General features: G+C 54.5%; 24 protein-coding genes. 13 read left to right on the top strand and 11 right to left on the bottom strand.

From position 1 onward, the window contains the following. The first annotated feature begins 2 nt into the window (after positions 1-2). From hycB to hycI, 8 genes are read left to right on the top strand one after another with little or no spacing between them, the layout of a single operon-like run. A complete protein-coding gene (gene hycB, locus ACJHXB_RS00500) occupies positions 3-614 on the top strand; it encodes a formate hydrogenlyase subunit HycB (protein WP_001079186.1) in 612 nt (203 codons plus the stop codon). Next, entirely contained in the window at positions 611-2,437 is a 1,827-nt protein-coding gene (gene hycC, locus ACJHXB_RS00495; RefSeq protein ID WP_001274392.1) for a formate hydrogenlyase subunit 3, read from the top strand. The genes hycB and hycC overlap by 4 nt, the downstream gene beginning before the upstream one ends. Before the next feature lie 2 nt (positions 2,438-2,439). Then, a complete protein-coding gene (gene hycD / locus ACJHXB_RS00490) occupies positions 2,440-3,363 on the top strand; it encodes a formate hydrogenlyase subunit HycD (protein WP_000115226.1) in 924 nt (307 codons plus the stop codon). Between the two features lie 17 nt (positions 3,364-3,380). Further along, the gene (gene hycE / locus ACJHXB_RS00485) at positions 3,381-5,090 is read left to right on the top strand and encodes a formate hydrogenlyase subunit HycE (RefSeq protein ID WP_001288122.1); all 1,710 of its coding nucleotides are present in this window, start codon (positions 3,381-3,383) and stop codon (positions 5,088-5,090) included. 9 nt (positions 5,091-5,099) lie between these two features. Further along, positions 5,100-5,642 (top strand): formate hydrogenlyase subunit HycF, encoded by a 543-nt coding sequence (gene hycF, locus ACJHXB_RS00480; RefSeq protein WP_000493779.1) that lies wholly within the window; start codon positions 5,100-5,102, stop codon positions 5,640-5,642. Continuing rightward, positions 5,642-6,409, top strand: a complete 768-nt coding sequence (hycG, locus tag ACJHXB_RS00475) for a formate hydrogenlyase subunit HycG (protein ID WP_000067399.1) — start codon at positions 5,642-5,644, stop codon at positions 6,407-6,409. The genes hycF and hycG overlap by 1 nt, the downstream gene beginning before the upstream one ends. Beyond that, positions 6,406-6,816: a formate hydrogenlyase assembly protein HycH gene (gene hycH, locus ACJHXB_RS00470; protein WP_001291918.1), complete on the top strand. Its 411-nt coding sequence runs from the start codon at positions 6,406-6,408 to the stop codon at positions 6,814-6,816. The genes hycG and hycH overlap by 4 nt, the downstream gene beginning before the upstream one ends. Further along, positions 6,809-7,279 (top strand): hydrogenase maturation peptidase HycI, encoded by a 471-nt coding sequence (gene hycI / locus ACJHXB_RS00465; protein WP_000132947.1) that lies wholly within the window; start codon positions 6,809-6,811, stop codon positions 7,277-7,279. The genes hycH and hycI overlap by 8 nt, the downstream gene beginning before the upstream one ends. Positions 7,280-7,436: 157 nt before the next feature. Here the strand turns inward: hycI and ascB are convergent, their stop codons facing one another. Continuing rightward, the gene (gene ascB / locus ACJHXB_RS00460) at positions 7,437-8,861 is read right to left on the bottom strand and encodes a 6-phospho-beta-glucosidase AscB (RefSeq protein WP_000110333.1); all 1,425 of its coding nucleotides are present in this window, start codon (positions 8,859-8,861) and stop codon (positions 7,437-7,439) included. A gap of 8 nt (positions 8,862-8,869) precedes the next feature. Continuing rightward, entirely contained in the window at positions 8,870-10,327 is a 1,458-nt protein-coding gene (gene ascF, locus ACJHXB_RS00455) for a PTS cellobiose/arbutin/salicin transporter subunit IIBC (protein WP_001107857.1), read from the bottom strand. A 259-nt stretch (positions 10,328-10,586) separates the two neighbouring features. On the opposite strand from ascF, the gene ascG reads away from it, so the two are divergent. The 3 genes from ascG (at position 10,587) to hypF (ending at position 14,666) form a co-directional block, all read left to right on the top strand. Next, positions 10,587-11,597 (top strand): DNA-binding transcriptional regulator AscG, encoded by a 1,011-nt coding sequence (ascG, locus tag ACJHXB_RS00450; protein ID WP_024185229.1) that lies wholly within the window; start codon positions 10,587-10,589, stop codon positions 11,595-11,597. A gap of 148 nt (positions 11,598-11,745) precedes the next feature. Beyond that, positions 11,746-12,273 (top strand): electron transport protein HydN, encoded by a 528-nt coding sequence (gene hydN / locus ACJHXB_RS00445; protein WP_001078777.1) that lies wholly within the window; start codon positions 11,746-11,748, stop codon positions 12,271-12,273. 152 nt (positions 12,274-12,425) lie between these two features. Further along, positions 12,426-14,666 carry a carbamoyltransferase HypF gene (hypF, locus tag ACJHXB_RS00440; protein ID WP_001107670.1) on the top strand — a complete coding sequence of 747 codons (2,241 nt, stop codon included), beginning with the start codon at positions 12,426-12,428 and terminating at the stop codon, positions 14,664-14,666. Between the two features lie 77 nt (positions 14,667-14,743). Here hypF and norW read toward each other — a convergent pair whose 3' ends face one another. Further along, on the bottom strand, positions 14,744-15,877 hold the full coding sequence (norW, locus tag ACJHXB_RS00435; RefSeq protein ID WP_000064698.1) for an NADH:flavorubredoxin reductase NorW: 1,134 nt from the start codon (positions 15,875-15,877) through the stop codon (positions 14,744-14,746). Beyond that, a complete protein-coding gene (norV, locus tag ACJHXB_RS00430) occupies positions 15,874-17,313 on the bottom strand; it encodes an anaerobic nitric oxide reductase flavorubredoxin (RefSeq protein ID WP_000029622.1) in 1,440 nt (479 codons plus the stop codon). Before norV ends, norW begins: the two co-directional genes overlap by 4 nt. Before the next feature lie 186 nt (positions 17,314-17,499). Between norV and norR the strand changes: the two genes are divergently transcribed. Beyond that, positions 17,500-19,014, top strand: coding sequence for a nitric oxide reductase transcriptional regulator NorR (gene norR / locus ACJHXB_RS00425; RefSeq protein ID WP_000010755.1), 1,515 nt, complete (start codon positions 17,500-17,502; stop codon positions 19,012-19,014). Here the strand turns inward: norR and gutQ are convergent. The 7 genes from gutQ to srlA all read right to left on the bottom strand — a co-directional run bounded on the left by gutQ (position 19,011) and on the right by srlA (position 23,958). Further along, positions 19,011-19,976: an arabinose-5-phosphate isomerase GutQ gene (gutQ, locus tag ACJHXB_RS00420; protein ID WP_001287415.1), complete on the bottom strand. Its 966-nt coding sequence runs from the start codon at positions 19,974-19,976 to the stop codon at positions 19,011-19,013. The genes norR and gutQ overlap by 4 nt on opposite strands. Further along, positions 19,969-20,742 carry a glucitol operon DNA-binding transcriptional repressor SrlR gene (gene srlR, locus ACJHXB_RS00415; RefSeq protein WP_000804552.1) on the bottom strand — a complete coding sequence of 258 codons (774 nt, stop codon included), beginning with the start codon at positions 20,740-20,742 and terminating at the stop codon, positions 19,969-19,971. Before srlR ends, gutQ begins: the two co-directional genes overlap by 8 nt. Before the next feature lie 66 nt (positions 20,743-20,808). Continuing rightward, positions 20,809-21,168, bottom strand: a complete 360-nt coding sequence (gutM, locus tag ACJHXB_RS00410) for a transcriptional regulator GutM (protein ID WP_000252914.1) — start codon at positions 21,166-21,168, stop codon at positions 20,809-20,811. A 105-nt stretch (positions 21,169-21,273) separates the two neighbouring features. Beyond that, entirely contained in the window at positions 21,274-22,053 is a 780-nt protein-coding gene (srlD, locus tag ACJHXB_RS00405; RefSeq protein ID WP_001077351.1) for a sorbitol-6-phosphate dehydrogenase, read from the bottom strand. Between the two features lie 3 nt (positions 22,054-22,056). After that, positions 22,057-22,428, bottom strand: a complete 372-nt coding sequence (srlB, locus tag ACJHXB_RS00400; RefSeq protein ID WP_000216211.1) for a PTS glucitol/sorbitol transporter subunit IIA — start codon at positions 22,426-22,428, stop codon at positions 22,057-22,059. A gap of 10 nt (positions 22,429-22,438) precedes the next feature. Beyond that, complete coding sequence (gene srlE / locus ACJHXB_RS00395; RefSeq protein ID WP_000196934.1) at positions 22,439-23,398, bottom strand: PTS glucitol/sorbitol transporter subunit IIB; 960 nt, start codon at positions 23,396-23,398, stop codon at positions 22,439-22,441. Further along, positions 23,395-23,958 carry a PTS glucitol/sorbitol transporter subunit IIC gene (gene srlA, locus ACJHXB_RS00390; protein WP_000573329.1) on the bottom strand — a complete coding sequence of 188 codons (564 nt, stop codon included), beginning with the start codon at positions 23,956-23,958 and terminating at the stop codon, positions 23,395-23,397. The genes srlE and srlA overlap by 4 nt, the downstream gene beginning before the upstream one ends. 255 nt (positions 23,959-24,213) lie before the next feature. On the opposite strand from srlA, the gene mltB reads away from it, so the two are divergent. After that, positions 24,214-25,299 carry a lytic murein transglycosylase B gene (gene mltB / locus ACJHXB_RS00385; protein ID WP_001328874.1) on the top strand — a complete coding sequence of 362 codons (1,086 nt, stop codon included), beginning with the start codon at positions 24,214-24,216 and terminating at the stop codon, positions 25,297-25,299. Positions 25,300-25,399: the final 100 nt, after the last annotated feature.

Raw genomic sequence — 25,399 nt, 5'->3', positions numbered from 1 at the left:
TGGTGAATCGTTTTGTAATTGCTGACTCCACGCTCTGTATCGGCTGCCACACCTGTGAGGCCGCCTGTTCAGAGACGCATCGCCAGCACGGCCTGCAATCAATGCCGCGCCTGCGAGTGATGCTCAATGAAAAAGAATCTGCGCCGCAGCTCTGTCACCACTGTGAAGATGCGCCCTGTGCGGTGGTTTGCCCGGTTAACGCCATCACCCGCGTTGATGGGGCCGTGCAGTTGAATGAAAGTCTGTGCGTAAGCTGCAAACTGTGCGGCATCGCCTGCCCGTTTGGCGCAATTGAATTTTCCGGCAGCCGTCCGCTGGATATTCCGGCAAACGCCAATACCCCGAAAGCGCCACCGGCACCGCCTGCTCCGGCGCGTGTCAGCACATTGCTTGACTGGGTGCCAGGTATTCGCGCGATCGCCGTCAAATGTGACCTTTGCAGTTTTGATGAACAAGGTCCGGCCTGCGTGCGGATGTGCCCGACTAAAGCCCTGCATCTGGTGGATAACACCGATATCGCCCGCGTTAGCAAACGTAAGCGTGAGCTGACCTTTAACACGGACTTTGGCGATCTCACCTTGTTTCAGCAGGCTCAAAGTGGAGAGGCTAAATGAGCGCAATTTCCCTGATCAATAGCGGCGTGGCGTGGTTTGTCGCCGCCGCTGTTCTGGCATTTCTCTTTTCTTTTCAAAAGGCGCTAAGCGGCTGGATAGCCGGAATTGGCGGCGCGGTGGGTAGTCTGTATACGGCAGCCGCGGGCTTCACTGTACTGACTGGCGCGGTTGGCGTGAGCGGTGCGCTGTCGCTGGTAAGCTACGATGTGCAAATCTCTCCGCTTAACGCGATTTGGCTGATTACGCTCGGTCTGTGCGGTCTGTTTGTCAGCCTCTATAACATTGACTGGCATCGCCACGCGCAGGTGAAGTGCAACGGCTTGCAGATCAATATGTTGATGGCTGCCGCCGTCTGCGCCGTCATTGCCAGCAACCTCGGCATGTTCGTGGTAATGGCCGAAATCATGGCCCTGTGCGCGGTGTTCCTTACCAGCAACAGCAAAGAGGGCAAACTGTGGTTTGCGCTGGGGCGTCTTGGCACTCTGCTGCTGGCGATTGCCTGTTGGCTGCTGTGGCAGCGTTACGGCACGCTGGATCTGCGCCTGCTGGATATGCGTATGCAACAGCTGCCGCTCGGTTCCGATATCTGGCTGCTCGGTGTGATTGGTTTTGGCCTGCTGGCCGGGATTATTCCGCTGCACGGCTGGGTGCCGCAGGCACATGCTAACGCCTCTGCGCCAGCTGCCGCGTTGTTTTCCACGGTAGTCATGAAAATTGGCCTGCTGGGCATTTTAACCCTGTCACTGCTGGGCGGTAATGCACCGCTGTGGTGGGGGATCGCGCTGCTGGTGCTCGGTATGATCACCGCGTTTGTCGGCGGTCTGTATGCGTTGATGGAACATAATATCCAACGTTTGCTGGCTTACCACACCCTGGAGAATATCGGCATTATCCTGCTGGGGCTGGGCGCTGGCGTAACGGGTATCGCGCTCGAACAACCGGCGCTGATTGCTCTTGGCCTGGTCGGTGGTCTGTACCATCTGCTTAACCATAGCCTGTTCAAAAGCGTACTTTTCCTCGGGGCGGGGAGTGTCTGGTTCCGTACCGGTCATCGCGATATCGAAAAACTCGGTGGTATTGGCAAGAAAATGCCGGTTATCTCCATCGCCATGTTAGTCGGGCTGATGGCAATGGCTGCGCTGCCGCCGCTGAACGGGTTTGCCGGGGAATGGGTTATCTATCAATCCTTCTTCAAACTGAGCAATAGTGGCGCGTTTGTTGCCCGTCTGCTGGGGCCGCTGCTCGCTGTGGGTCTGGCAATTACCGGTGCGCTGGCGGTGATGTGTATGGCGAAAGTCTATGGCGTCACGTTCCTCGGCGCGCCGCGTACCAAAGAAGCCGAAAACGCCACCAGTGCGCCGCTCCTGATGAGCGTAAGCGTGGTGGCACTGGCGATTTGCTGCGTAATTGGCGGTGTTGCTGCGCCGTGGCTGCTGCCGATGCTCTCTGCTGCTGTACCTCTGCCGCTGGAGCCTGCTAACACCACCGTTTCTCAACCCATGATCACGTTGCTGCTGATTGCCTGCCCGCTGCTGCCATTCATCATTATGGCGATTTGCAAAGGCGATCGTTTGCCGTCGCGTTCCCGCGGCGCGGCCTGGGTGTGCGGCTACGACCATGAAAAATCAATGGTGATTACTGCTCACGGTTTTGCCATGCCGGTGAAACAGGCGTTTGCGCCAGTGCTGAAACTGCGCAAATGGCTGAATCCGGTGTCGCTGGTACCGGGCTGGCAGTGCGAGGGGAGTGCGTTGCTGTTCCGCCGGATGGCGCTGGTTGAACTGGCGGTACTGGTGGTGATTATTGTTTCACGAGGAGCCTGAGAATGAGTGTTTTATATCCGTTAATTCAGGCGCTGGTGTTATTTGCCGTTGCGCCGCTGCTCTCCGGTATAACCCGCGTGGCGCGCGCCCGCTTGCATAACCGTCGCGGGCCGGGCGTGTTGCAGGAGTATCGCGACATTATCAAACTGCTGGGTCGCCAGAGCGTTGGCCCGGATGCCTCCGGCTGGGTGTTCCGCCTGACGCCGTATGTGATGGTGGGCGTCATGCTGACTATCGCTACTGCGCTGCCGGTGGTGACCGTTGGTTCTCCGCTGCCGCAGCTGGGCGATTTGATCACTTTACTGTATCTCTTTGCCATCGCGCGTTTCTTCTTTGCCATTTCTGGTCTGGATACCGGTAGCCCGTTTACCGCTATCGGCGCGAGCCGTGAAGCGATGCTTGGCGTGCTGGTCGAACCGATGCTGCTGCTTGGTCTGTGGGTTGCGGCGCAGGTTGCCGGTTCCACCAACATCAGCAACATCACCGACACCGTTTATCACTGGCCGCTGAGCCAGAGCATCCCGCTGGTGCTGGCGCTTTGTGCCTGTGCATTCGCCACCTTTATCGAAATGGGCAAACTGCCGTTCGACCTGGCGGAAGCCGAGCAGGAGTTGCAGGAAGGTCCGCTCTCTGAGTATAGCGGCAGCGGCTTTGGCGTCATGAAATGGGGTATCAGCCTGAAACAGCTGGTGGTGTTGCAGATGTTCGTCGGGGTGTTTATTCCGTGGGGACAAATGGAAACCTTCACCGTCGGTGGGCTGCTGCTGGCGCTGGTGATTGCCATCGTCAAACTGGTGGTCGGCGTCCTGGTTATCGCGCTGTTCGAAAACAGCATGGCCCGTCTGCGTCTTGATATTACTCCGCGCATTACCTGGGCTGGGTTTGGCTTTGCATTTTTAGCGTTCGTCTCCTTGCTGGCGGCGTGATTAAAGAGAGTTTGAGCATGTCTGAAGAAAAATTAGGTCAACATTATCTCGCCGCGCTGAATGAGGCATTTCCGGGCGTCGTGCTGGACCACGCCTGGCAGACCAAAGATCAGCTGACTGTCACCGTAAAGGTGAACTATCTGCCGGAAGTAGTGGAGTTTCTCTATTACAAGCAGGGTGGCTGGCTGTCGGTGCTGTTTGGTAACGACGAACGCAAACTGAATGGTCATTACGCCGTTTATTACGTGCTGTCGATGGAGAAGGGCACCAAATGCTGGATAACCGTGCGCGTTGAAGTTGACGCCAACAAACCGGAATATCCGTCCGTAACGCCGCGCGTTCCGGCGGCGGTATGGGGCGAGCGTGAAGTGCGCGATATGTACGGTTTGATTCCGGTAGGGCTGCCGGATGAACGTCGTCTGGTGCTGCCGGATGACTGGCCGGATGAACTTTATCCGCTGCGTAAAGACAGCATGGATTATCGTCAACGTCCGGCACCGACTACCGATGCTGAAACCTACGAGTTCATCAACGAACTGGGCGACAAGAAAAACAACGTCGTGCCGATTGGTCCGCTGCACGTCACTTCCGACGAACCGGGTCACTTCCGTCTGTTCGTCGATGGCGAAAACATTATCGACGCCGACTACCGCCTGTTCTATGTCCATCGCGGCATGGAAAAACTGGCGGAAACCCGCATGGGTTACAACGAAGTGACCTTCCTCTCTGACCGTGTGTGCGGGATCTGCGGCTTTGCTCACAGCACCGCCTACACCACGTCGGTGGAAAACGCGATGGGTATTCAGGTGCCAGAACGTGCGCAGATGATCCGCGCCATTCTGCTGGAGGTAGAACGCCTGCACTCGCATCTGCTCAACCTCGGCCTCGCCTGTCACTTTACCGGCTTCGACTCCGGCTTTATGCAGTTCTTCCGCGTGCGTGAAACCTCCATGAAAATGGCAGAGATCCTTACCGGTGCACGTAAAACCTACGGCCTGAACCTGATCGGCGGGATTCGTCGCGATCTGCTGAAAGACGACATGATCCAGACCCGCCAGCTGGCACAACAGATGCGTCGTGAAGTGCAGGAGCTGGTGGATGTGCTGCTGAGCACACCGAACATGGAACAGCGCACCGTCGGCATTGGTCGTCTGGACCCGGAAATTGCCCGCGACTTCAGTAACGTTGGCCCGATGGTCCGCGCCAGCGGACACGCTCGCGATACCCGTGCCGATCACCCGTTTGTTGGTTATGGCCTGCTGCCAATGGAAGTCCACAGCGAGCAGGGCTGCGACGTTATTTCGCGCCTGAAAGTGCGTATCAACGAAGTTTATACCGCGCTGAACATGATCGACTACGGTCTGGATAACCTGCCGGGCGGTCCGTTGATGGTAGAAGGTTTTACCTATATTCCGCACCGTTTTGCGCTGGGCTTTGCCGAAGCGCCGCGCGGCGATGATATCCACTGGAGCATGACCGGCGACAACCAGAAGCTGTACCGCTGGCGCTGCCGTGCGGCGACCTACGCGAACTGGCCGACCCTGCGCTACATGCTGCGCGGCAACACCGTTTCCGATGCGCCGCTGATTATCGGTAGCCTGGACCCTTGCTACTCCTGTACCGACCGCATGACGGTGGTCGATGTGCGTAAGAAGAAGAGCAAAGTGGTGCCGTACAAAGAACTCGAGCGCTACAGCATTGAGCGTAAAAACTCGCCGCTGAAATAAGGAATCGCCATGTTTACCTTTATCAAAAAAGTTATCAAAACCGGCACGGCGACCTCGTCTTATCCGCTGGAGCCGATTGCGGTTGATAAAAACTTCCGTGGTAAGCCAGAGCAGAACCCGCAGCAGTGCATCGGCTGCGCGGCCTGCGTCAATGCCTGCCCGTCAAACGCCTTAACAGTTGAAACTGACATCGCCACAGGAGAGCTGGCCTGGGAGTTTAATCTCGGGCGCTGCATCTTCTGTGGACGCTGCGAAGAAGTTTGCCCGACGGCGGCGATCAAACTGTCGCAAGAGTACGAACTGGCGGTGTGGAAGAAAGAAGACTTCCTGCAACAGTCCCGCTTCGCGCTGTGCAACTGCCGCGTCTGCAATCGTCCTTTTGCCGTTCAGAAAGAGATCGACTACGCCATTGCGCTGCTTAAGCACAACGGCGACAGCCGCGCGGAAAACCACCGCGAAAGCTTTGAGACTTGCCCGGAATGTAAGCGCCAGAAATGCCTGGTGCCGTCCGACCGTATTGAACTGACTCGCCATATGAAAGAGGCCATCTGATGAGCAATTTATTAGGCCCCCGTGACGCCAACGGCATTCCGGTCCCGATGACGGTGGATGAATCCATCGCCAGCATGAAGGCGTCGTTACTGAAAAAAATCAAACGTTCTGCCTACGTTTACCGCGTGGACTGCGGCGGCTGCAACGGCTGCGAAATCGAAATTTTCGCCACGCTTTCGCCGCTGTTTGATGCAGAACGCTTCGGCATTAAAGTCGTTCCTTCACCGCGTCATGCGGATATTTTACTGTTTACCGGCGCGGTCACCCGTGCAATGCGATCCCCTGCGCTGCGTGCGTGGCAGTCCGCGCCGGACCCGAAAATCTGTATCTCCTACGGTGCCTGCGGTAACAGTGGCGGGATCTTCCACGATCTCTACTGCGTGTGGGGCGGTACGGATAAAATCGTCCCGGTAGATGTCTACATCCCTGGCTGCCCGCCAACGCCTGCCGCCACGCTGTACGGCTTTGCAATGGCGCTCGGCCTGCTGGAGCAGAAAATTCACGCCCGTGGCCCGGGTGAGCAGGATGAACAACCGGCAGAAATTCTGCATGGCGATATGGTGCAGCCGCTGCGCGTGAAAGTGGATCGCGAAGCACGCCGCCTGGCGGGTTACCGTTACGGTCGCCAGATTGCCGATGACTTCCTGACACAGTTAGGGCAGGGCGAAGAGCAGGTTGCACGCTGGCTGGAAGCGGAAAACGATCCGCGTCTGAACGAGATTGTCAGCCATCTGAATCATGTTGTTGAAGAGGCGCGTATCCGATGAGTGAAAAGGTGGTGTTCAGTCAACTGAGCCGTAAATTTATTGATGAGAACGATGCCACGCCCGCCGAGGCGCAGCAGGTGGTCTATTACAGCCTGGCGATTGGTCACCACCTTGGGGTTATCGATTGCCTGGAAGCGGCGCTCACCTGTCCGTGGGATGAATATCTGGCATGGATTGCCACTCTGGAGGCGGGCAGCGAAGCCCGCCGCAAAATGGAAGGCGTGCCGAAATATGGTGAGATTGTCATCGACATTAACCATGTGCCGATGTTGGCCAACGCATTCGATAAAGCCCGGGCAGCGCAAACTTCGCAGCAGAAAGAATGGAGTACAATGCTGTTAAGTATGTTGCATGATATTCATCAGGAAAACGCCATCTATTTGATGGTGAGGAGATTGCGTGACTGACGTTTTACTCTGTGTTGGCAATAGCATGATGGGCGATGATGGCGCAGGCCCGCTACTGGCGGAAAAGTGCGCCGCCGCGCCGAAAGGTCACTGGGTGGTGATTGACGGCGGTAGTGCACCGGAAAACGACATCGTCGCCATCCGTGAACTGCGCCCTACGCGGCTGCTGATTGTCGACGCCACGGATATGGGGCTAAACCCCGGCGAGATCCGCATCATCGACCCGGATGACATCGCCGAGATGTTTATGATGACTACCCATAACATGCCGTTGAACTACCTTATCGACCAGTTGAAAGAAGACATTGGCGAAGTGATTTTCCTCGGCATCCAGCCGGATATCGTCGGCTTTTACTACCCGATGACCCAGCCGATTAAAGATGCGGTAGAAACCGTTTATCAACGACTGGAAGGCTGGGAAGGGAATGGCGGATTCGCGCAGTTAGCGGTGGAAGAAGAGTAGTTTTTCAGTAAGGAATCAGGACAGGGATGTTCTTGATGAGGGAATCAGAACTGATAGCAAACGCCAGATTGCCCGATGCGCAATGCTTATCGGGCCTACATGTCGCACGAACTATGTAGGCCGGATAAGGCATTCACGCCGCATCCGGCACGGTTGCTTACTCTAAATCTTCACCGTTACTGGCAATCACTTTTTTATACCACCAGAATGATTTCTTACGCGTGCGCGCCAGCGTACCGTTGCCTGCGTCGTCACGGTCTACGTAGACAAAACCGTAGCGTTTGCTCATTTCACCCGTTGAGGCGGAAACTAAATCAATACAGCCCCAGGTGGTGTAGCCCATCAGCGGAATACCGTCTGCAATCGCTTCGCCCATTGCGCGGATATGTTCGCGTAAATAGCTGATGCGATAGTCATCGTTAATGTCACCATTGGCAGCAAATTCATCTTTTGCGCCCAGGCCGTTTTCCACCAGAAACAGCGGCTTCTGATAACGGTCGTACATCATATTCATGGTGATACGCAGACCGAGTGGATCAATACCCCAGCCCCAGTCGCTTACCTGTAGATACGGGTTACGCAGCGATTTCACCACGTTCGCCGCACTGCTGTTGTTGGCGTTCATCTCCGCCGAGGCGCAGCGCGAGGCGTAATAGCTGAAGGAGACAAAATCGACGGTGTTTTTCAGGATTTCATCATCGCCCGGTGCTTTGTTGATGGTTACCCCTTTTTCGCGGAATACGCGGGCAGAGTAAGCCGGATACGCGCCCCGCGCCTGCACATCGATAAAAAACAGGTTTTCCCGGTCTTTCTCCAGCGCCGCCCAGACATCTTCCGGCTTGCAGCTATAAGGGTAGAAGTTGCCGCCCGCCAGCATACAGCCCACCTGATTTTGCGGGTTAACCTCATGGGCGATTTTGGTGGCTAGCGCACTGGCAACCAGCTGGTGATGCGCAGCCTGATATTTCACCTGATCCTGATTTTCGCCTTCTTCAAACACCAGACCCGCGCCGGAGAACGGGCTATGCAACATAATGTTGATTTCATTGAAGGTGAGCCAGTATTTCACCAGGCCATCAAATGCTTCAAAGCAGGTCCGGGCGTAGCGGCTGAAAAACTCCACCAGCTTGCGGTTACGCCAGGAGCCATATTCGGTGACCAGATGCATCGGCACATCGAAGTGGCACAACGTGACCAGCGGTTCGATACCGTACTTTTTACACTCTTCAAAGACAGAACGGTAAAAAGCAATGCCCTGCTGGTTGGGCGTCAGTTCATCGCCCTGCGGGAAGAGGCGGCTCCAGGCAATTGAGGTACGGAACACTTTGAATCCCATCTCTGCCATCAGGGCGATATCTTCTTTATAACGATGATAAAAATCCGTCGCCTCATGGCTGGGATAAAACTCGTCATCGCGCAACTGAAAACGTTTTTCCAGCCCCAGTTTCACCGCCATTCGATGCTCGCCGTGCGGGATCATATCGACCGTGGTCAGTCCTTTGCCGCCTTCGCGGAACGCACCTTCAGACTGGTTGGCGGCAAGCGCGCCGCCCCATAAAAAACCTTCTGGAAATACTGACATTTTCATCCTCAATTAAGACTTACTTCTTTGGCGACGGTCGGTTGTGCGCTCTGATGCTTTCGCGCCTCGGCAGCCGCTTCCTCAACAGGAATATCCTCAAAGCCGAGCAACAGTGTGAGGATAAACGACAGCACCACCGCCAGCGCCATGACCGCGAACACCCAGACGATGCTCATTGGATTCGCCGGATCGAAGAACTGCACGCTGGTAAATAGCCCCGGCGCTGCCATTGAGTGGCTGGCAAGCCCCGCCATACCGGCAACCGCGCCGCAAATAAAACCACTGATAAGACTGGCGATAAGCGGACGTTTCAGGCGGATCGCCACGCCATATAACGCCGGTTCGGAAATCCCCGCCATAATGGCTGATGCCGCCGCTGCGAGCGCCGTCTGGCGCAGTTCCGGGTTTTTCGTTTTCCACGCCACCGCCAGTGATGAACCGCCCAGCGACAGGTTAGCGCCGATCTCTGACGGCATGACCATCCCTTCTTTGCCGGTTTCGGCAATGGTCTGAATGATGGTTGGCGTAAAGACGCGGTGCATCCCGGTCATTACCAGCAGAGGCCACAGCGCGCCCATAATGGCGACTGAAAGCCAGCCCAGATAACCATGAATGGTGTAAACCAGCGCCGAAATGGCGCTACCGATCCAGATACCAATCGGGCCAATCAGCAGGATTGCCAGCGGTGCGGCAATCAACACAATCAGCATTGGCTTGAGGAAGTTTTTAGTCACCGCCGGTGTAATGCGATCCACCCAGCGTTCGATATATGACAGGCACCAGGTCATCACCAGCGCCGGGATCACCGTGTAGGTGTATTTCACCGCGGTGACCGGGATCAGGGCAAATTCGACATGTTCACCCTGGGCCGCTTTCGCCATTAATTCAATAAAACTCGGATGTACCAGCACACCCGCGATGGCAATCGCCAGCGACATATTGGTTTTAAATTTGATGGCGGCAGATGCCGCGACCATTAGCGGCAGGAAGAAGAAAGCACCGTCACCAATCACATTCAGAATGGTTAAGGTCGGCGATCCTTTTGTCAGCACGCCGCTCATCTCGAGGATCATCGCCAGCAGTTTGACCATCGATCCGCCGATAATCGCCGGGATCAGCGGTGACATGGTGCCGATCAGCGCATCGAGGATCCCCGCACCTATGCGACGTAGCGTAAGTTTGGGTTTACCCACGGGCTGTGCGGGCTGCATATCTCCCGGCAGCAGGCTGACGACTTCCTGAAAGGCTTGTGAAACGGTATTGCCGATAATCACCTGACACTGGTTGTCACTACGTACCACGCCGAGCACGCCGGGGATGGTTTTCAACGTCGGACTGTCGATAAGCTGGTCATCTTTGATAACAAAGCGCAAACGCGTCATACAGTGCGTGACTGCCGAGATGTTATCAACGCCGCCCAGTGCCGCTATCACCGAGCGTGCCAGCGCCGCATAATTTTTGGCCATCGGATTTTATCCTGTTATCAGTAGGGTAGATGTAGTTGTTATCAGTCGACGTGACGGAAAAATGCCGATGCTGAAACGGAATTATGAAACCGGTTTCACAAAATCATGAATAGTTGTCACTAAATAAGCAAGAGAGTTAATTGTTCATTTTTTATATTTGTGAAACCGGTCACCTGAATATTTTTCCCGCCGATTGCGCAAGGACAATCGGCAAACGGTGCAGTACACTGCGTTGATTGCGTGTAAAGGGATGAAAATGATGACGACGATGCTGGAAGTGGCGAAGCGCGCCGGGGTTTCAAAAGCGACCGTTTCCCGCGTGCTTTCAGGTAATGGCTACGTCAGCCAGGAGACTAAAGATCGCGTGTTTCAGGCGGTAGAAGAGAGCGGTTACCGTCCAAACTTGCTGGCGCGCAATCTGTCGGCGAAGAGTACTCAGACGCTGGGGCTGGTCGTGACCAACACGCTTTACCACGGCATTTATTTTAGTGAATTACTGTTTCATGCCGCGCGAATGGCGGAAGAGAAAGGGCGACAGTTGCTATTGGCAGATGGTAAACATAGCGCCGAAGAAGAGCGCCAGGCGATTCAGTATCTGCTGGATTTGCGCTGCGACGCCATTATGATTTACCCGCGTTTTTTAAGCGTGGATGAGATTGATGACATCATTGACGCACACAGTCAGCCGATAATGGTGCTTAATCGCCGCCTGCGCAAAAACAGCAGCCATAGCGTCTGGTGCGATCATAAACAGACCAGCTTTAACGCCGTGGCAGAGTTGATAAACGCCGGACATCAGGAGATTGCTTTCCTTACCGGTTCGATGGATTCCCCCACCAGCGTTGAACGTCTTGCCGGGTATAAAGACGCGCTGGCGCAGCATGGTATTGCGCTCAATGAAAAACTTATCGCTAACGGTAAATGGACGCCTGCCAGCGGGGCCGAAGGGGTAGAAATGTTGCTCGAACGTGGGGCTAAATTTAGCGCGTTAGTTGCCAGTAACGACGATATGGCGATAGGTGCGATGAAAGCGTTACACGAGCGCGGCGTAGCGGTGCCAGAGCAGGTGTCAGTTATCGGATTCGATGATATCGCTATTGCCCCCTACACCGTTCCGGCGCTCTCCAGCGTAAAAATTCCGGTAACTGAGATGATTCAGGAAATTATTGGACGGCTGATTTTTATGCTCGATGGCGGGGATTTCTCACCGCCGAAAACCTTCAGCGGAAAACTGATCCGCCGTGACTCACTCATTGCCCTTTCGCAATAAACATTGTCATCACATGTCATCGTCACTAGTGTCGATGACATCGTTTTTCCTGCATTACAGAATTTAATTTCCTTAAATAACAGTAAATTAAAAACTGGCATGATTTGTGAATGTATCGGCGCATTAACTGTCATTGCTGGAGAATTTGATGAACCGTTTCATCATTGCTGACGCGAGTAAATGTATTGGTTGCCGTACCTGTGAAGTGGCGTGCGTGGTTTCTCATCAGGAAAATCAGGACTGTGCATCGCTGACCCCGGAAACATTTTTACCGCGTATCCATGTCATTAAAGGTGTGAACATTTCCACGGCGACAGTTTGCCGTCAGTGTGAAGATGCACCGTGCGCTAACGTCTGCCCGAATGGTGCTATCAGTCGTGATAAAGGGTTTGTTCATGTGATGCAGGAACGTTGTATTGGTTGCAAAACCTGCGTTGTGGCTTGCCCGTATGGCGCGATGGAAGTGGTGGTACGTCCGGTGATTCGCAACAGCGGCGCGGGGCTGAATGTACGGGCTGACAAAGCCGAAGCCAATAAATGTGACCTGTGCAACCATCGTGAAGACGGCCCGGCGTGTATGGCGGCTTGCCCGACTCATGCGCTGATTTGTGTCGATCGTAATAAACTTGAACAACTGAGCGCAGAAAAACGTCGCCGTACGGCGCTGATGTTCTAAAAATCTTACTGAACTGTTCTGGCATCAAAGGAATTCCCGGAAATATTCGTAGAATACGGAGCGGGCGGTATCGCCGACCTGTGATTGCCGGATACGACGCTGTCGTGTCCGGCAGGGCGGGTTACGCAATTCATGATGGCGGGAATAACTCAATGGCAAAAAACACATCTTGCGGTGTCCAACTGCGTATTCGTGGCAAAGTGCAGGGCGTCGGTTTTCGTCCGTTTGTCTGGCAGCTGGCACAGCAATTAAATCTTCACGGCGATGTCTGTAATGACGGCGATGGCGTAGAAGTCCGGCTGCTGGAAGACCCGGAAACGTTTCTTGTGCAGTTGCATCAGCACTGCCCGCCGCTGGCGCGTATTGATAGCGTCGAGCGTGAGCCGTTTATCTGGTCACAACTGCCCACCGAGTTCACTATCCGTCAGAGCACAGGCGGCGTCATGAATACGCAAATTGTTCCCGATGCCGCGACTTGTCCTGCCTGTCTTGCTGAAATGAATACCCCGGGCGAGCGGCGTTATCGTTATCCGTTTATCAACTGTACCCACTGCGGCCCACGTTTCACCATTATTCGCGCGATGCCTTACGACCGCCCGTTTACCGTGATGGCGGCGTTTCCGCTGTGTCCGGCCTGTGACAAAGAATATCGCGACCCGCTCGATCGTCGCTTCCACGCCCAGCCGGTGGCCTGCCCGGAGTGTGGCCCACATCTTGAATGGGTAAGTCATGGTGAACATGCAGAACAAGAGGCGGCATTACAGGCGGCTATCGCACAGTTAAAAATGGGCAACATTGTCGCCATCAAAGGGATTGGCGGATTTCATCTCGCCTGCGATGCGCGTAACAGTAACGCGGTGGCGACACTTCGGGCGCGCAAACATCGCCCGGCGAAACCGCTGGCGGTCATGTTGCCAGTGGCAGAAGGTTTACCAGACGCTGCGCGCCAGTTGCTTACCACGCCCGCCGCGCCGATTGTGCTGGTGGATAAAAAATACGTACCTGAGCTTTGTGATGATATCGCCCCTGGCCTTAACGAAGTCGGGGTAATGTTGCCTGCGAACCCGCTCCAGCATTTGCTGTTACAGGAACTGCAATGCCCGCTGGTGATGACCTCCGGCAACCTGAGCGGTAAACCACCGGCTATCAGCAACGAACAGGCGCTGGCGGATTTGCAGGGCATTGCCGACGGATTCTTGCTACATAACCGCGACATCGTGCAGCGGATGGATGATTCAGTGGTGCGCGAAAGCGGCGAAATGCTGCGCCGTTCGCGAGGGTATGTACCGGACGCGCTGTCTTTGCCTCCGGGCTTTAAAAATGTTCCGCCTGTGCTGTGTCTCGGCGCGGATCTGAAAAATACCTTCTGCCTGGTGCGCGGTGAACAAGCGGTGTTGAGTCAGCATCTGGGCGATTTAAGTGACGATGGCATCCAGATGCAGTGGCGCGAAGCGTTACGCCTGATGCAAAACATCTACGATTTCACCCCGCAATACGTTGTGCATGACGCGCATCCGGGCTATGTCTCCAGCCAGTGGGCGAGCGAAATGAATCTGCCGACACAAACGGTGCTGCATCATCATGCCCACGCAGCGGCGTGTCTGGCAGAACATCACTGGCCGCTGGATGGCGGTGATGTCATTGCGTTGACGCTCGACGGTATCGGTATGGGGGAGAACGGCGCTTTATGGGGCGGCGAGTGCCTGCGGGTGAACTATCGCGAATGCCAGCACCTGGGCGGCTTGCCAGCGGTGGCGCTTGCTGGGGGCGATTTGGCGGCGAAGCAGCCGTGGCGTAACCTGCTGGCGCAGTGCCTGCGCTTTGTGCCGGAGTGGCAGAATTACCCTGAAACGGCAAGTGTGCAACAGCAAAACTGGAGCGTGCTGGCGCGGGCCATTGAGCGTGGAATTAACGCGCCGCTGGCGTCGTCGTGTGGGCGTTTGTTTGATGCTGTGGCGGCGGCACTGGGCTGTGCGCCAGCCACGTTAAGTTATGAAGGTGAAGCGGCTTGTGCTCTGGAGGCGCTCGCAGCCTCATGTGACGGAGTGACGCATCCGGTGACGATGCCGCTGGTGGACAATCAACTGGATCTCGCCACTTTCTGGCAGCAGTGGCTGAACTGGCAGGCACCGGTTAATCAACGCGCGTGGGCGTTTCATGATGCGCTGGCGCAGGGTTTTGCCGCGTTGATGCGTGAGCAGGCCACGATGCGCGGTATCACTACGCTGGTATTTAGCGGTGGGGTTATTCATAACCGATTGCTGCGTGCACGTCTGGCGCATTATCTCGCTGATTTCACATTGCTCTTTCCACAGAGTTTACCGGCGGGTGATGGCGGCTTGTCTCTGGGGCAGGGGGTTATTGCTGCGGCGCGCATCCTGCATACTGCATAGTGGTGGATGTGGCGTAACTAAGCGTAAATAGAGCGCGGACAGTCCCCTCGCCCTTTGGGCGAGGGAGAAAACCATGCCTACACCGGCAACGTTTTCAACAATCCAAACGCCTCTTTCATCCGATCCTCACTGACCACAAAGGCGCGAAGCTGGTCGGCATCATCAACACCGCGCGCCACCATTCCCTGGCGTTCGGTATTTATCTGCCAGCGTAAATCCCGACGCTGGGTTTCGCCTGCCAGATGCAGCGGTAATTCCGGCGTTTTGATTTTCACCAGCATCGACGGGAGTTTCAGCGGCGTGTTATTGCCGAGAAGATTTTTTGCCAGCACCATCGCGCTAAGTTGAATCGGTTGCAGGAACGGCAATACCTGACCGTTAATTTCCGCGCAATCGCCCAGCGCATAAATATCGGCATTACTGGTTTGCAGATAACTATCGACGCAAACGCCGCGATTAATCGTCAGCCCTGCGCGTCGTGCCAGGGCGGTTTCCGGGCGCAGCCCGGTGGCGGCAATTACCGCATCCACTTCGATGCTGCGCTGGCGGTCCAGCGTTGCCAGAATGCCAGAATCTGTTTTTTCTAGTCCCTGCAACTGAGATTTCAACTGCAGATGAACATCCATCTCCGTCAACCGATGCTGCAAGCGGCTGCTTACTTCCGGTGGCATTAACGATGCCAGAATACTGGCAGCGTTGTCGATTAGCGTGACCGCTTTGCCTGCACGACAAAAATCCATCGCCAGTTCGCTACCAATCAAACCACCGCCGACAATCAACACGCGTCGGGCATCCCGCAGTTGCGTTTCACAGGCGCGATACTCTTGCTGACTATTTAACGTCAGCATTAACTCACGCCCAGGCACTGGCGGGACAAAGGCACTGGCACCAGTTGCCAGCACCAGCTTGTCGTATTGCCACTGATTATTCTGGCTTTTCACCACATGGGCTTCGGCATCGATATCCGTCACCCAGGTGTGCGGAAACAGGTGCAGATTAAACTGCTCGGCAAATTCACCCGCCGTCTGGCGGGTAAGGTCATCGGCACGTTGCCCCTGGCTGATAACATGGCTGAGATCCGGTTTGTTGTACTCATCCATGCTGTCGGCGGCAATCAGGGTTAATGGAATACTGGCGTCCTGTTTGCGAATATTTTTCACCAGTTGGCGGGCGGCGAAGCCCGAACCAATGATCACAATGCCGTTGCTCATTTTGCCTCCGATGCCAGTTCGTCAAAGACGTCTTTTCCAAGGGAGCATTCCGGGCACAGGAAGTTATCCGGGACTTCACTCCACGGCGTTCCTGGCGCAACGTCCTGCATTGGCTCGCCTTTTGCCGGATCGTAAATCCACTGGCAGACGCTGCACTGCATCCGTGGGCCGAGGTCAGCCGTCGTGGTGGCAGAGGTTTCTTCTTTAACTACCGTATTCACCGTGCTCTGCGGCAGCGGCGCGAGCGCCCACTGACGGGCGATTTCGCGACCGTGTTCACGGCATAACTCCAGAGCGTCCTGGTCCGGTCGCCATTTGGCTTTCAGGCTAAGCGACATTTCGAAACCTGCATCCTGCAGGCGTGTGGAAAGACGATCCACCGCACCGCCGCTCCAGCCGTGAGAGCCGAAAGCACTGGCGCGTTTGTTACGGAAGCGTAAACCAGTCATCTCCTCCACCAGCCCGGCGATTTTTGGCATCATCACGTTATTCATCGTCGAAGTGCCGACCAGCACGCCTTTTGAGCGGAAGACATTGGTCAGGATTTCGTTTTTATCGCTTCGGGCGACGTTGAAAATTTTTACCGCCACGCGTGGGTCGGTTTCCGCAATACCCTGGGCGATAGCGTCAGCCATCATGCGGGTGTTATTCGACATGGTGTCGTAGAAAATGGTGATTCTGTCTTCCTGATAATCCGCCGCCCATTTCAGGTACAGCTCGACAATTTGCGTCGGGTTATCGCGCCATACCACGCCGTGAGAGGTCGCTATCATATCGACTGGCAAGTTAAAGCCCAGGATCTCGGTAATTTTCGGCGTTACCAGGCGGCTGAACGGCGTCAGGATATTGGCGTAGTAACGCTGGCACTGCTCGAAAAGCTCCGTCTGATCCACTTCATCGTTGAACAGATGCTCGTCGCAGTAGTGCTGACCGAAAGCATCGTTACTGAACAGCACCGCGTCGCCTGTCAGGTAAGTCATCATGCTGTCCGGCCAGTGCAGCATTGGCGTTTCGACAAAAATGAGCTGTTTGCCGTTGCCGATATCCAGCGTGTCGCCTGTTTTCACCACATTAAAATTCCACTCCGGATGATGGTGATGACCATTTATCGAGTCGATAGCGTTGGCAGTACAGTAGATCGGCGTATCGGGAATTTGTGCCATCAGTTCGGTCAGCGCCCCGGCGTGGTCCTCTTCAGCATGGTTAATTACGATGTAATCGATATCCGCCAGATCGATTTCATTACGCAGGTTCTGCACAAATTCACGGCTGAATTTATGGTCGACGGTGTCGATCAGCACGTTTTTTTCTTCGCGGATGAGGTAGCTGTTGTAGCTGCTGCCGCGCAGCGTTTTATATTCTGTACCGTGAAAATCACGCACTTCCCAGTCACGTTGACCAACCCAATGAATGTTATTCTTCACCACAATAGACATAGCAACCTCAATTTATTCAGCGTGTTCTAAAAAGATGTCTTGCTAACTGCAGATTGCGTGCCAGTTTTTTATCTGATTGTTTTTACTCTATAAATAAAATTGTGCTCATTAATGAGTAGTCAAAATGACTATCAATAAAATGGTCGATATGACAATATCTATAGTCAAATTGACAGTGAGGCAAAGATGAGTTTTTCCGTTGATGTGCTGGCGAATATCGCCATCGAATTGCAGCGTGGGATTGGTCATCAGGATCGTTTTCAGCGCCTGATCACCACGTTGCGTCAGGTGCTGGAGTGCGATGCGTCTGCGTTGCTACGTTACGACTCGCGGCAGTTTATTCCGCTTGCCATCGACGGGCTGGCGAAGGATGTACTCGGTAGACGCTTTGCGCTGGAAGGTCATCCACGGCTGGAAGCGATTGCCCGCGCCGGGGATGTGGTGCGCTTTCCCGCAGACAGCGAATTGCCCGATCCTTATGACGGTTTGATTCCAGGGCAGGAGAGTCTGAAGGTTCACGCCTGCGTTGGTTTGCCGTTGTTTGCCGGGCAAAACCTGATCGGTGCCTTGACGCTCGACGGGATGCAGCCCGATCAGTTCGATGTTTTCAGCGACGAAGAGCTACGGCTGATTGCCGCACTGGCGGCGGGAGCGTTAAGCAATGCGTTGCTGATTGAGCAACTGGAAAGCCAGAATATGCTGCCAGGCGATGCCACGCCGTTTGAAGCGGTGAAACAGACGCAGATGATTGGCTTGTCCCCTGGCATGACGCAATTGAAAAAAGAGATTGAGATTGTGGCGGCGTCCGATCTCAACGTCTTAATCAGCGGTGAGACGGGAACCGGTAAGGAGCTGGTGGCGAAAGCGATTCATGAAACCTCGCCAAGGGCGGTGAATCCGCTGGTCTATCTCAACTGTGCCGCACTGCCGGAAAGTGTGGCGGAAAGTGAACTGTTCGGGCATGTGAAAGGGGCGTTTACTGGCGCTATGAGTAACCGCAGCGGGAAGTTTGAAATGGCGGATAACGGCACGCTGTTTCTGGATGAGATCGGCGAGTTGTCGTTGGCATTGCAGGCCAAGTTGCTGCGAGTGTTGCAGTATGGCGATATTCAGCGTGTTGGCGATGACCGCAGTTTGCGGGTCGATGTGCGCGTGCTGGCGGCGACTAACCGCGACTTACGCGAAGAGGTACTGGCAGGGCGATTCCGCGCCGATTTGTTTCATCGCCTGAGCGTGTTTCCACTTTCGGTGCCGCCGCTGCGTGAGCGGGGCGATGATGTCATTCTGCTGGCGGGGTATTTCTGCGAGCAGTGTCGTTTGCGGCTGGGGCTCTCCCGCGTGGTATTAAGTGCCGGGGCGCGAAATTTACTGCAACACTACAGTTTTCCGGGAAACGTGCGCGAACTGGAACATGCTATTCATCGGGCGGTAGTACTGTCGAGAGCCACTCGCAGCGGCGATGAAGTGATTCTTGAGGCGCAACATTTTGCTTTTCCTGAGGTGACGTTGCCGCCGCCAGAAGCGGCGGCGGTGCCCGTTGTTAAGCAAAACCTGCGTGAAGCGACAGAAGCGTTCCAGCGTGAAACTATTCGTCAGGCACTGGCACAAAATCATCACAACTGGGCTGCCTGTGCGCGGATGCTGGAAACCGACGTCGCCAACCTGCATCGGCTGGCGAAACGTCTGGGATTGAAGGATTAAATAATCCCGGCCTGATAGAAATCCTGCAAGTTAATTGCGCCGGTGAGTTTGCCGTTTTCATCCACCACCGGTGCGGCAGTGATTTTGCGCTTCATCAGGATCTCTTTGGCGTCGATGGCACGGCTTTGCGCCTGTAATGTGGTGCCGCCTGTCGTCATCGCTTCATTAACTGGCGTGGTGAGTGCGCCGCCGCCAACCAGCCAGCGACGTAAATCGCCGTCGGTAAAGACGCCTTGTACCTGTTGTTGAGCGTCACATACCGCCACCAGCCCCAGACCAGTGCGGCTGAGTTCCAGCATCGCATCCATCACGCTGGCGGTTAACGCTACCTGCGGGATAGCGTCATCACGGCGCATCAGATGATGCACTTTATTCAGCAAGCGAGCACCCAATGCTCCAGCAGGGTGGGAGCGGGCAAAATCTTCTTCATTAAATCCGCGCGCCTGCATGACCGCCATCGCCAGCGCGTCACCCATCATCAGGGTATTGACGGTGCTGGAGGTCGGCGCAAGGTGCATCGGACAGGCTTCGCGTTCTACGGAGATATCCAGCACCGCTTTCGCCGCCAGGCCCAGCGGTGACGTCGGTTTGCCGGTCATCGCCAGCAGTGCGATAGATTTATCTTCCAGACGCGGAATAATCAGATCCAGTTCCTTCGCGCCACCGGAGTAAGAGATAAACAGCATCACATCGCGGCTTTCGATCATCCCCAGATCGCCGTGCAGTGCCTCTGCCGGATGGACAAAAAAAGCCGGTGTGCCGGTACTGGCAAGCGTTGCGGCGATTTTCTTACCAATGTGGCCCGATTTGCCAATTCCCGAAACCACCACTTTGCCTTCGCAGTGCAGGATGATATTGGCGGCGCGAACAAAATCATCGCCCAGACGTTCCGGTAAACGGCTTGCTTCCTGCAACTCCAGCATTAAAGTCTGACGTCCCGCGTTCAGTAGTGCTTCACTCATTGCTCTCTCCGGTTATGATCACATCGATCCCTTTCTTTTCCAGCGCCTGACGAAACGCTGGATCGATACCTGCGTCGGTAATTAGCTTATCGACGCTTTCAAGACTGCAAACTACGTTGGGGCTTTTACGGCCAAACTTTGATGAGTCTGCCATCAAAATCACTTCGCGCGCGGCATTGCACATTGCCTTACTGACGGTATAAACCTCGTTGAACGTGGTTACGCCCGCATTGAGATCGATGCCGTCGGTGCCCATAAACAATTTATCGAAGGTGAAATGCTCGAAGGCATTCTCTGCCAGTTGCCCGTGAAATGAGGCCGATTTTTTACGAAATGTTCCGCCTGGCATCAGGATAGTTTGTTCGTTATCCAGTTCGGATAGCGCATTGACGATATGCAGGCTGTTGGTCATCACTGTGATGTTATTAAAGCGCGAGAGCAGGGGAACCATCTGCAAAACGGTACTGCCAGCATCAAGAATGATCGAATCGCCATCATGGATAAAACTAACGGCAGCTTCTGCAATCAGCTCTTTCTTGTGGGTGTTGATGAGTGTTTTATGATCGATAGGCGGATCGGATTCCTCTTTATTCAACACCACTCCGCCATAAGTACGAATGACGGTTCCGGCATGTTCCAGAATGACCAGATCTTTGCGAATGGTTGTGCCTGTGGTGTCAAAGTATTGCGCCAATTCTTCAACCGAGCATTTACCCTGCTTTTGCAGATACTCCAGAATGGCGGCCTGACGCTGACGAGGTTTCATGGGCGTGATTACCTGATTTAGGTTTCAAAATGATAACTTCGCAAGCAAGTAACATTCACAACGAAATTATCCACGTTTTAGTTTAAGCGCCAATGATAGAGCATTCTGTGATAGTGGATCATGGGGAAAGATCACATCGGGCTGTAAATCACCCGCATACATACCGGTAATTGCGGGAATTTTTTGTGGTCGGGCGAAGACGGTCAGTCCTTTCATAAACAAGGTGTCGACGATGCGTTGCTGATCGTCCAGGGCGATGGCGACCACGACCCGCGGTTTAAAGCGCCCGCTGGAACGGCCCACGCCAACCCGCCCTTGCTGGCATAGTGTGTCGAAGGCACGGTTAAAACGAGAAATTTGCCAACCGCCTAAGGCCAGTTGCGCACACCAGGCGATAACGGCGACGGTGATGAGTGCGGATACCATAACTTTTCCTTAATGTAGTGGCGGAAGTCCTGTATGCCTGATGAGCGTAGCGCATCAGGCATTTTATTAGTCTCGCGGAGATCCTTAACGGATCTCCGCTGTTAATCAGAACATCACCTGACCGCCGGTGACATTGATCGACTGACCAGTGCAGTACGACGCCTTAGGACTGGCGTAGAACAGCAGCATATTCAGCACATCCTGATAATCGCAGCCGCGTTTGAGCGGTACTTTGTCGATGTAATACTGCTCGACTTGATCCGGTTTGATACCCAGCTTGGTCGCATATTGTGGCAATAGCGACTGAAACATCGGCGATTTCAGCAGATTACCGAGCATCAGTGAATGCACCGTAATGCCGTACTCCGCCAGATCCAGCGCCAGTGATTGAGTCAGCCCGACGCCACCAAATTTCGCGGCGCTATAACCAGAGTTGTGTTTGCTGCCCACTTTGCCGGATTTCGAGTTGATCTGAATAATGCGCCCCTGAATCCCGTCGCGGATCATCAAACGCGAAAATTCACGGGCACACAGGAAATAACCCACCAGATTCACTTGTAGCGAACGGTCAAAATCGCCGAGCTGGAAGTCGCTGATAAAGGCTGCTTTTGCAATTCCGGCGCTGTAGACCAGCAAATCCACGCGACCAAAGATTTCATCTACCCCACGAGAGAGCGCCAGAACGCTTTGCTCGCTGGTGGCGTCAGCACCAAAACCATACGCTGTTCCTTCACCATATTCGGCGTTAATTTCTTGTGCCACATTTGCGGCTTTGTCGCTCTGAATATCGACAACCGCGACGCGATACCCCTCGGCAGCCAGACCGTGGCACAGGAACGCGCCTAAGGTTTGCCCACCACCGATGACAACGGCAACCTGATTCATTTTTTACTCCTTAACAGATTCAAACATCAAAACCGATCCCGGCGCGATATCGTCGGGTACAGGGCCTGCCACATGGACAGTGCCCGGAAATTCCGCTTCGTTTAAACCATCGAAGCGCAGGGTGACATGACCCAGTTCGCGAAGGTTGTCTTCCGCCACACTGCCAACGGCGGTCACCGGATAGCGATGCTGCCCGAGCGTAAATTGCAAACCGGGATGGAGTGCACCTTTCAACTCGCCGTGGCAATGAATGAAGCAATACTCTTCGAGATCCGCAGGCGCGCCTTCACGAAAGGTGATGAGCATCTGGTCGCTGAGGGCGTCAGTGGCACTCGCGCCGATACGGGTGATGGTGGTCTGATAAATAACGGTCATGTTTCAGCCTCTATTGATAGATAAAACCGGAGACAAACCAGGCGATCAGTACAGTCGGCGCGCCGGTTAAAAAGCGGCTCACCAGTACAGAAGGGACACCGACGCGAACCGTGTCCTGACGGGCTTCCGCCAGCGACAAACCGACCGGGATGAAGTCGCAGGCCGCCTGCGCGTTGATGGCAAACAGTGCAGGTAAAGCCAGATGCGGCGGAATATTGCCGAGGCCAATCTGCACGCCAATCAATACGCCGATAACCTGTGCGATAACTGCGCCTGGGCCGAGGAAAGGTGAAAGCAGCGGGAAGGAGCAGATGAGCGCCAGCATGACCAGACCCAGTGGATGGCTCGCCAGCGGAGCAAGACCGTGGGCAATCCAGTCGCCAAGACCGGAAGCCATAATGATGCCGATAAGCGCCGAGACGAACGCCATAAACGGCAGAATGGTTTTTAATACAGTGTCGATGGTGTCACGACCAGATTGAAACAACACGGCAACGGCAGAACCCATACCCATTCCCACCTTCGCCAGTAAACCATCGCTTTGTTCGGTGATTTTCTTGCTGGTGTCATAGTCACGGCCCACGGAAGAGGGTTGTGGTGTCGCATCACCCACTACAGTGATGTTTTCTTCTTTTACGCCAGAGACATAAATATCTTCCACAATGTACTGCGCCAGTGGACCGGACTTGCCCGTCGAGTGGATATTAATGGTGGGAATACGCCGTTTCGGATAAATGCCGCAGCGTAATGTGCCGCCACAGTCGATTACCGCGACACCAATTTCCGCCTCCGCGGGTTCACCTTCTTTAAATCCGTCAATAGCCTGCCAGCCAGTAAGCTGTGCCAGTTTGTCAACAATCGCAGGCCGGGTACCGGCGGTGATATAGACGATTTTTTTGCCCGGCGTGGCTTCCAGCTCAAGCGGGCCGCCCCAGCCACCCGTTCCTTTTTCGATCCGAATACGCGTCATGATGTTGCTCCTGCCAGGTGAACTTTTTGTTCAAGTTGAATACCCATCTTTTTCTCAAAAATGGCGGTGGTCAGATCGGTCACCCAGCCGCGGAAGAAGTTGGTGACAAGACCAACCAGCAGATAACTCACCGCCAGTGGGCCAAGTGGCAGGTTCAGTGTTGTCAGACCGCTGGCAATGCCAAGATAAACAAACAGTTCGCCTGGGTTGATATGGGGGAAGAGGCCATTCATTGAGTGGCAGCTATAAGAGGCGGCCGCGTAGTAGCTGGGTTTGTACTTTTCCGGCATAAAGCGACCCAGGCTTAAGGTCATCGGATTGCAAAAGACAAACGTGCCAATGCACGGTAACAGCAGGTAACGGGAAACAGGGTTACCGGTGCAACGTTGAGCAAAACGTTCAATACGATGCTGACCGATAAAATTAATCAGTGCGTTCATGATAACCAGCAGGCTAATCAACAGCGGAAGAATGCCGGTCACCATCCCGGTAAACACCTCTCCGCCCTTTTGGAACAGCCCGATAAACCACTCTGCACCATGAGTAATGGTTTCTATCATTGTTCTCTCCTTCAGGATTTATTGTTTTATTACCAAACGGCAACCTAATCTAATCAGATTGAAAGATTTAAAAGTGTTATTTTGATCGCAAAATGAAAGATAAATATTTTAACTTGAAAGTTTCAATAAAAGGATAGCGAGGAGAATGAGTTGAGTTATGTAAAGTCCGTATCGGGCAGTGACTACCGCTTCCTTGTGCGGGGCGTGATGCTTTACCATACTTGCCCCTGGTTGAATCTGTTAAATGGACCCCTCATGTTCAAGCGTCGTTATGTAACATTGCTTCCCCTTTTTGTGTTGCTTGCCGCCTGTAGCAGCAAGCCAAAACCTACTGAGACTGAAACGACCACCGGAACGCCGTCTGGCGGCTTCCTGCTTGAGCCGCAGCACAATGTGATGCAGATGGGTGGCGATTTCGCTAATAACCCGAATGCCCAGCAGTTCATCGACAAAATGGTGAACAAACACGGTTTCGATCGTCAGCAGTTGCAGGAAATTCTCTCCCAGGCGAAACGTCTGGATTCGGTACTTCGGCTGATGGATAACCAGGCACCAACCACATCGGTGAAACCGCCATCAGGTCCGAACGGCGCATGGCTGCGTTATCGCAAAAAATTTATTACGCCGGACAACGTGCAGAACGGTGTGGTTTTCTGGAATCAGTATGAAGATGCGTTGAATCGCGCGTGGCAGGTGTATGGTGTACCGCCGGAAATTATCGTCGGGATTATCGGCGTTGAAACCCGCTGGGGGCGCGTGATGGGGAAAACCCGTATCCTCGATGCGCTGGCAACGCTGTCATTTAACTACCCACGCCGCGCGGAGTATTTCTCTGGCGAGCTGGAAACCTTCCTGCTGATGGCGCGCGACGAGCAGGACGATCCGCTCAATCTGAAAGGTTCCTTTGCCGGGGCGATGGGCTACGGACAGTTTATGCCGTCGTCTTACAAACAATATGCGGTAGATTTCAGCGGCGACGGGCATATCAACCTGTGGGATCCGGTTGATGCCATTGGTAGTGTGGCGAACTATTTCAAAGCGCACGGCTGGGTGAAAGGTGATCAGGTTGCGGTGATGGCAAACGGTCAGGCTCCAGGCTTGCCAAATGGCTTCAAAACCAAGTACAGCATTTCGCAGCTTGCCGCGGCAGGTTTAACGCCACAGCAGCCGCTGGGCAACCATCAACAAGCCAGCCTGCTGCGTCTGGATGTCGGTACCGGTTACCAGTACTGGTACGGTCTGCCGAACTTCTACACCATCACCCGTTACAACCACAGTACCCATTACGCAATGGCGGTCTGGCAGTTAGGACAAGCCGTGGCGCTGGCGCGCGTGCAGTAACTATTTGCAAGAGGGGAGCGTGAGCTTCCCTCTGGCTAATCAGCTTTTTTCTGAATCCTCCTCGTAAAATTGCAACGCCAACACCATCTTCCTGACGAAA

This window comes from Escherichia sp. WS3227_2, assembly GCF_046486495.1.
Classification (GTDB): Bacteria; Pseudomonadota; Gammaproteobacteria; order Enterobacterales; family Enterobacteriaceae; genus Escherichia; species Escherichia coli.
The sequence above is the reverse complement of the archived record's forward strand: the minus strand, read 5'-3'. Positions and strand labels throughout refer to the sequence as shown.

Excerpts from the sequence above, each read along its gene's own strand:
- hycC (WP_001274392.1), top strand. The coding sequence starts at position 611 with ATGAGCGCAATTTCCCTGATCAATAGCGGCGTGGCGTGGTTTGTCGCC.
- hycD (WP_000115226.1), top strand. The coding sequence starts at position 2,440 with ATGAGTGTTTTATATCCGTTAATTCAGGCGCTGGTGTTATTTGCCGTT.
- hycE (WP_001288122.1), top strand. The coding sequence starts at position 3,381 with ATGTCTGAAGAAAAATTAGGTCAACATTATCTCGCCGCGCTGAATGAG.
- hycF (WP_000493779.1), top strand. The coding sequence starts at position 5,100 with ATGTTTACCTTTATCAAAAAAGTTATCAAAACCGGCACGGCGACCTCG.
- hycG (WP_000067399.1), top strand. The coding sequence starts at position 5,642 with ATGAGCAATTTATTAGGCCCCCGTGACGCCAACGGCATTCCGGTCCCG.
- hycH (WP_001291918.1), top strand. The coding sequence starts at position 6,406 with ATGAGTGAAAAGGTGGTGTTCAGTCAACTGAGCCGTAAATTTATTGAT.
- ascB (WP_000110333.1), bottom strand. The coding sequence starts at position 8,861 with ATGTCAGTATTTCCAGAAGGTTTTTTATGGGGCGGCGCGCTTGCCGCC.
- ascF (WP_001107857.1), bottom strand. The coding sequence starts at position 10,327 with ATGGCCAAAAATTATGCGGCGCTGGCACGCTCGGTGATAGCGGCACTG.
- ascG (WP_024185229.1), top strand. The coding sequence starts at position 10,587 with ATGACGACGATGCTGGAAGTGGCGAAGCGCGCCGGGGTTTCAAAAGCG.
- hydN (WP_001078777.1), top strand. The coding sequence starts at position 11,746 with ATGAACCGTTTCATCATTGCTGACGCGAGTAAATGTATTGGTTGCCGT.
- hypF (WP_001107670.1), top strand. The coding sequence starts at position 12,426 with ATGGCAAAAAACACATCTTGCGGTGTCCAACTGCGTATTCGTGGCAAA.
- norW (WP_000064698.1), bottom strand. The coding sequence starts at position 15,877 with ATGAGCAACGGCATTGTGATCATTGGTTCGGGCTTCGCCGCCCGCCAA.
- norV (WP_000029622.1), bottom strand. The coding sequence starts at position 17,313 with ATGTCTATTGTGGTGAAGAATAACATTCATTGGGTTGGTCAACGTGAC.
- norR (WP_000010755.1), top strand. The coding sequence starts at position 17,500 with ATGAGTTTTTCCGTTGATGTGCTGGCGAATATCGCCATCGAATTGCAG.
- gutQ (WP_001287415.1), bottom strand. The coding sequence starts at position 19,976 with ATGAGTGAAGCACTACTGAACGCGGGACGTCAGACTTTAATGCTGGAG.
- srlR (WP_000804552.1), bottom strand. The coding sequence starts at position 20,742 with ATGAAACCTCGTCAGCGTCAGGCCGCCATTCTGGAGTATCTGCAAAAG.
- gutM (WP_000252914.1), bottom strand. The coding sequence starts at position 21,168 with ATGGTATCCGCACTCATCACCGTCGCCGTTATCGCCTGGTGTGCGCAA.
- srlD (WP_001077351.1), bottom strand. The coding sequence starts at position 22,053 with ATGAATCAGGTTGCCGTTGTCATCGGTGGTGGGCAAACCTTAGGCGCG.
- srlB (WP_000216211.1), bottom strand. The coding sequence starts at position 22,428 with ATGACCGTTATTTATCAGACCACCATCACCCGTATCGGCGCGAGTGCC.
- srlE (WP_000196934.1), bottom strand. The coding sequence starts at position 23,398 with ATGACGCGTATTCGGATCGAAAAAGGAACGGGTGGCTGGGGCGGCCCG.
- srlA (WP_000573329.1), bottom strand. The coding sequence starts at position 23,958 with ATGATAGAAACCATTACTCATGGTGCAGAGTGGTTTATCGGGCTGTTC.
- mltB (WP_001328874.1), top strand. The coding sequence starts at position 24,214 with ATGTTCAAGCGTCGTTATGTAACATTGCTTCCCCTTTTTGTGTTGCTT.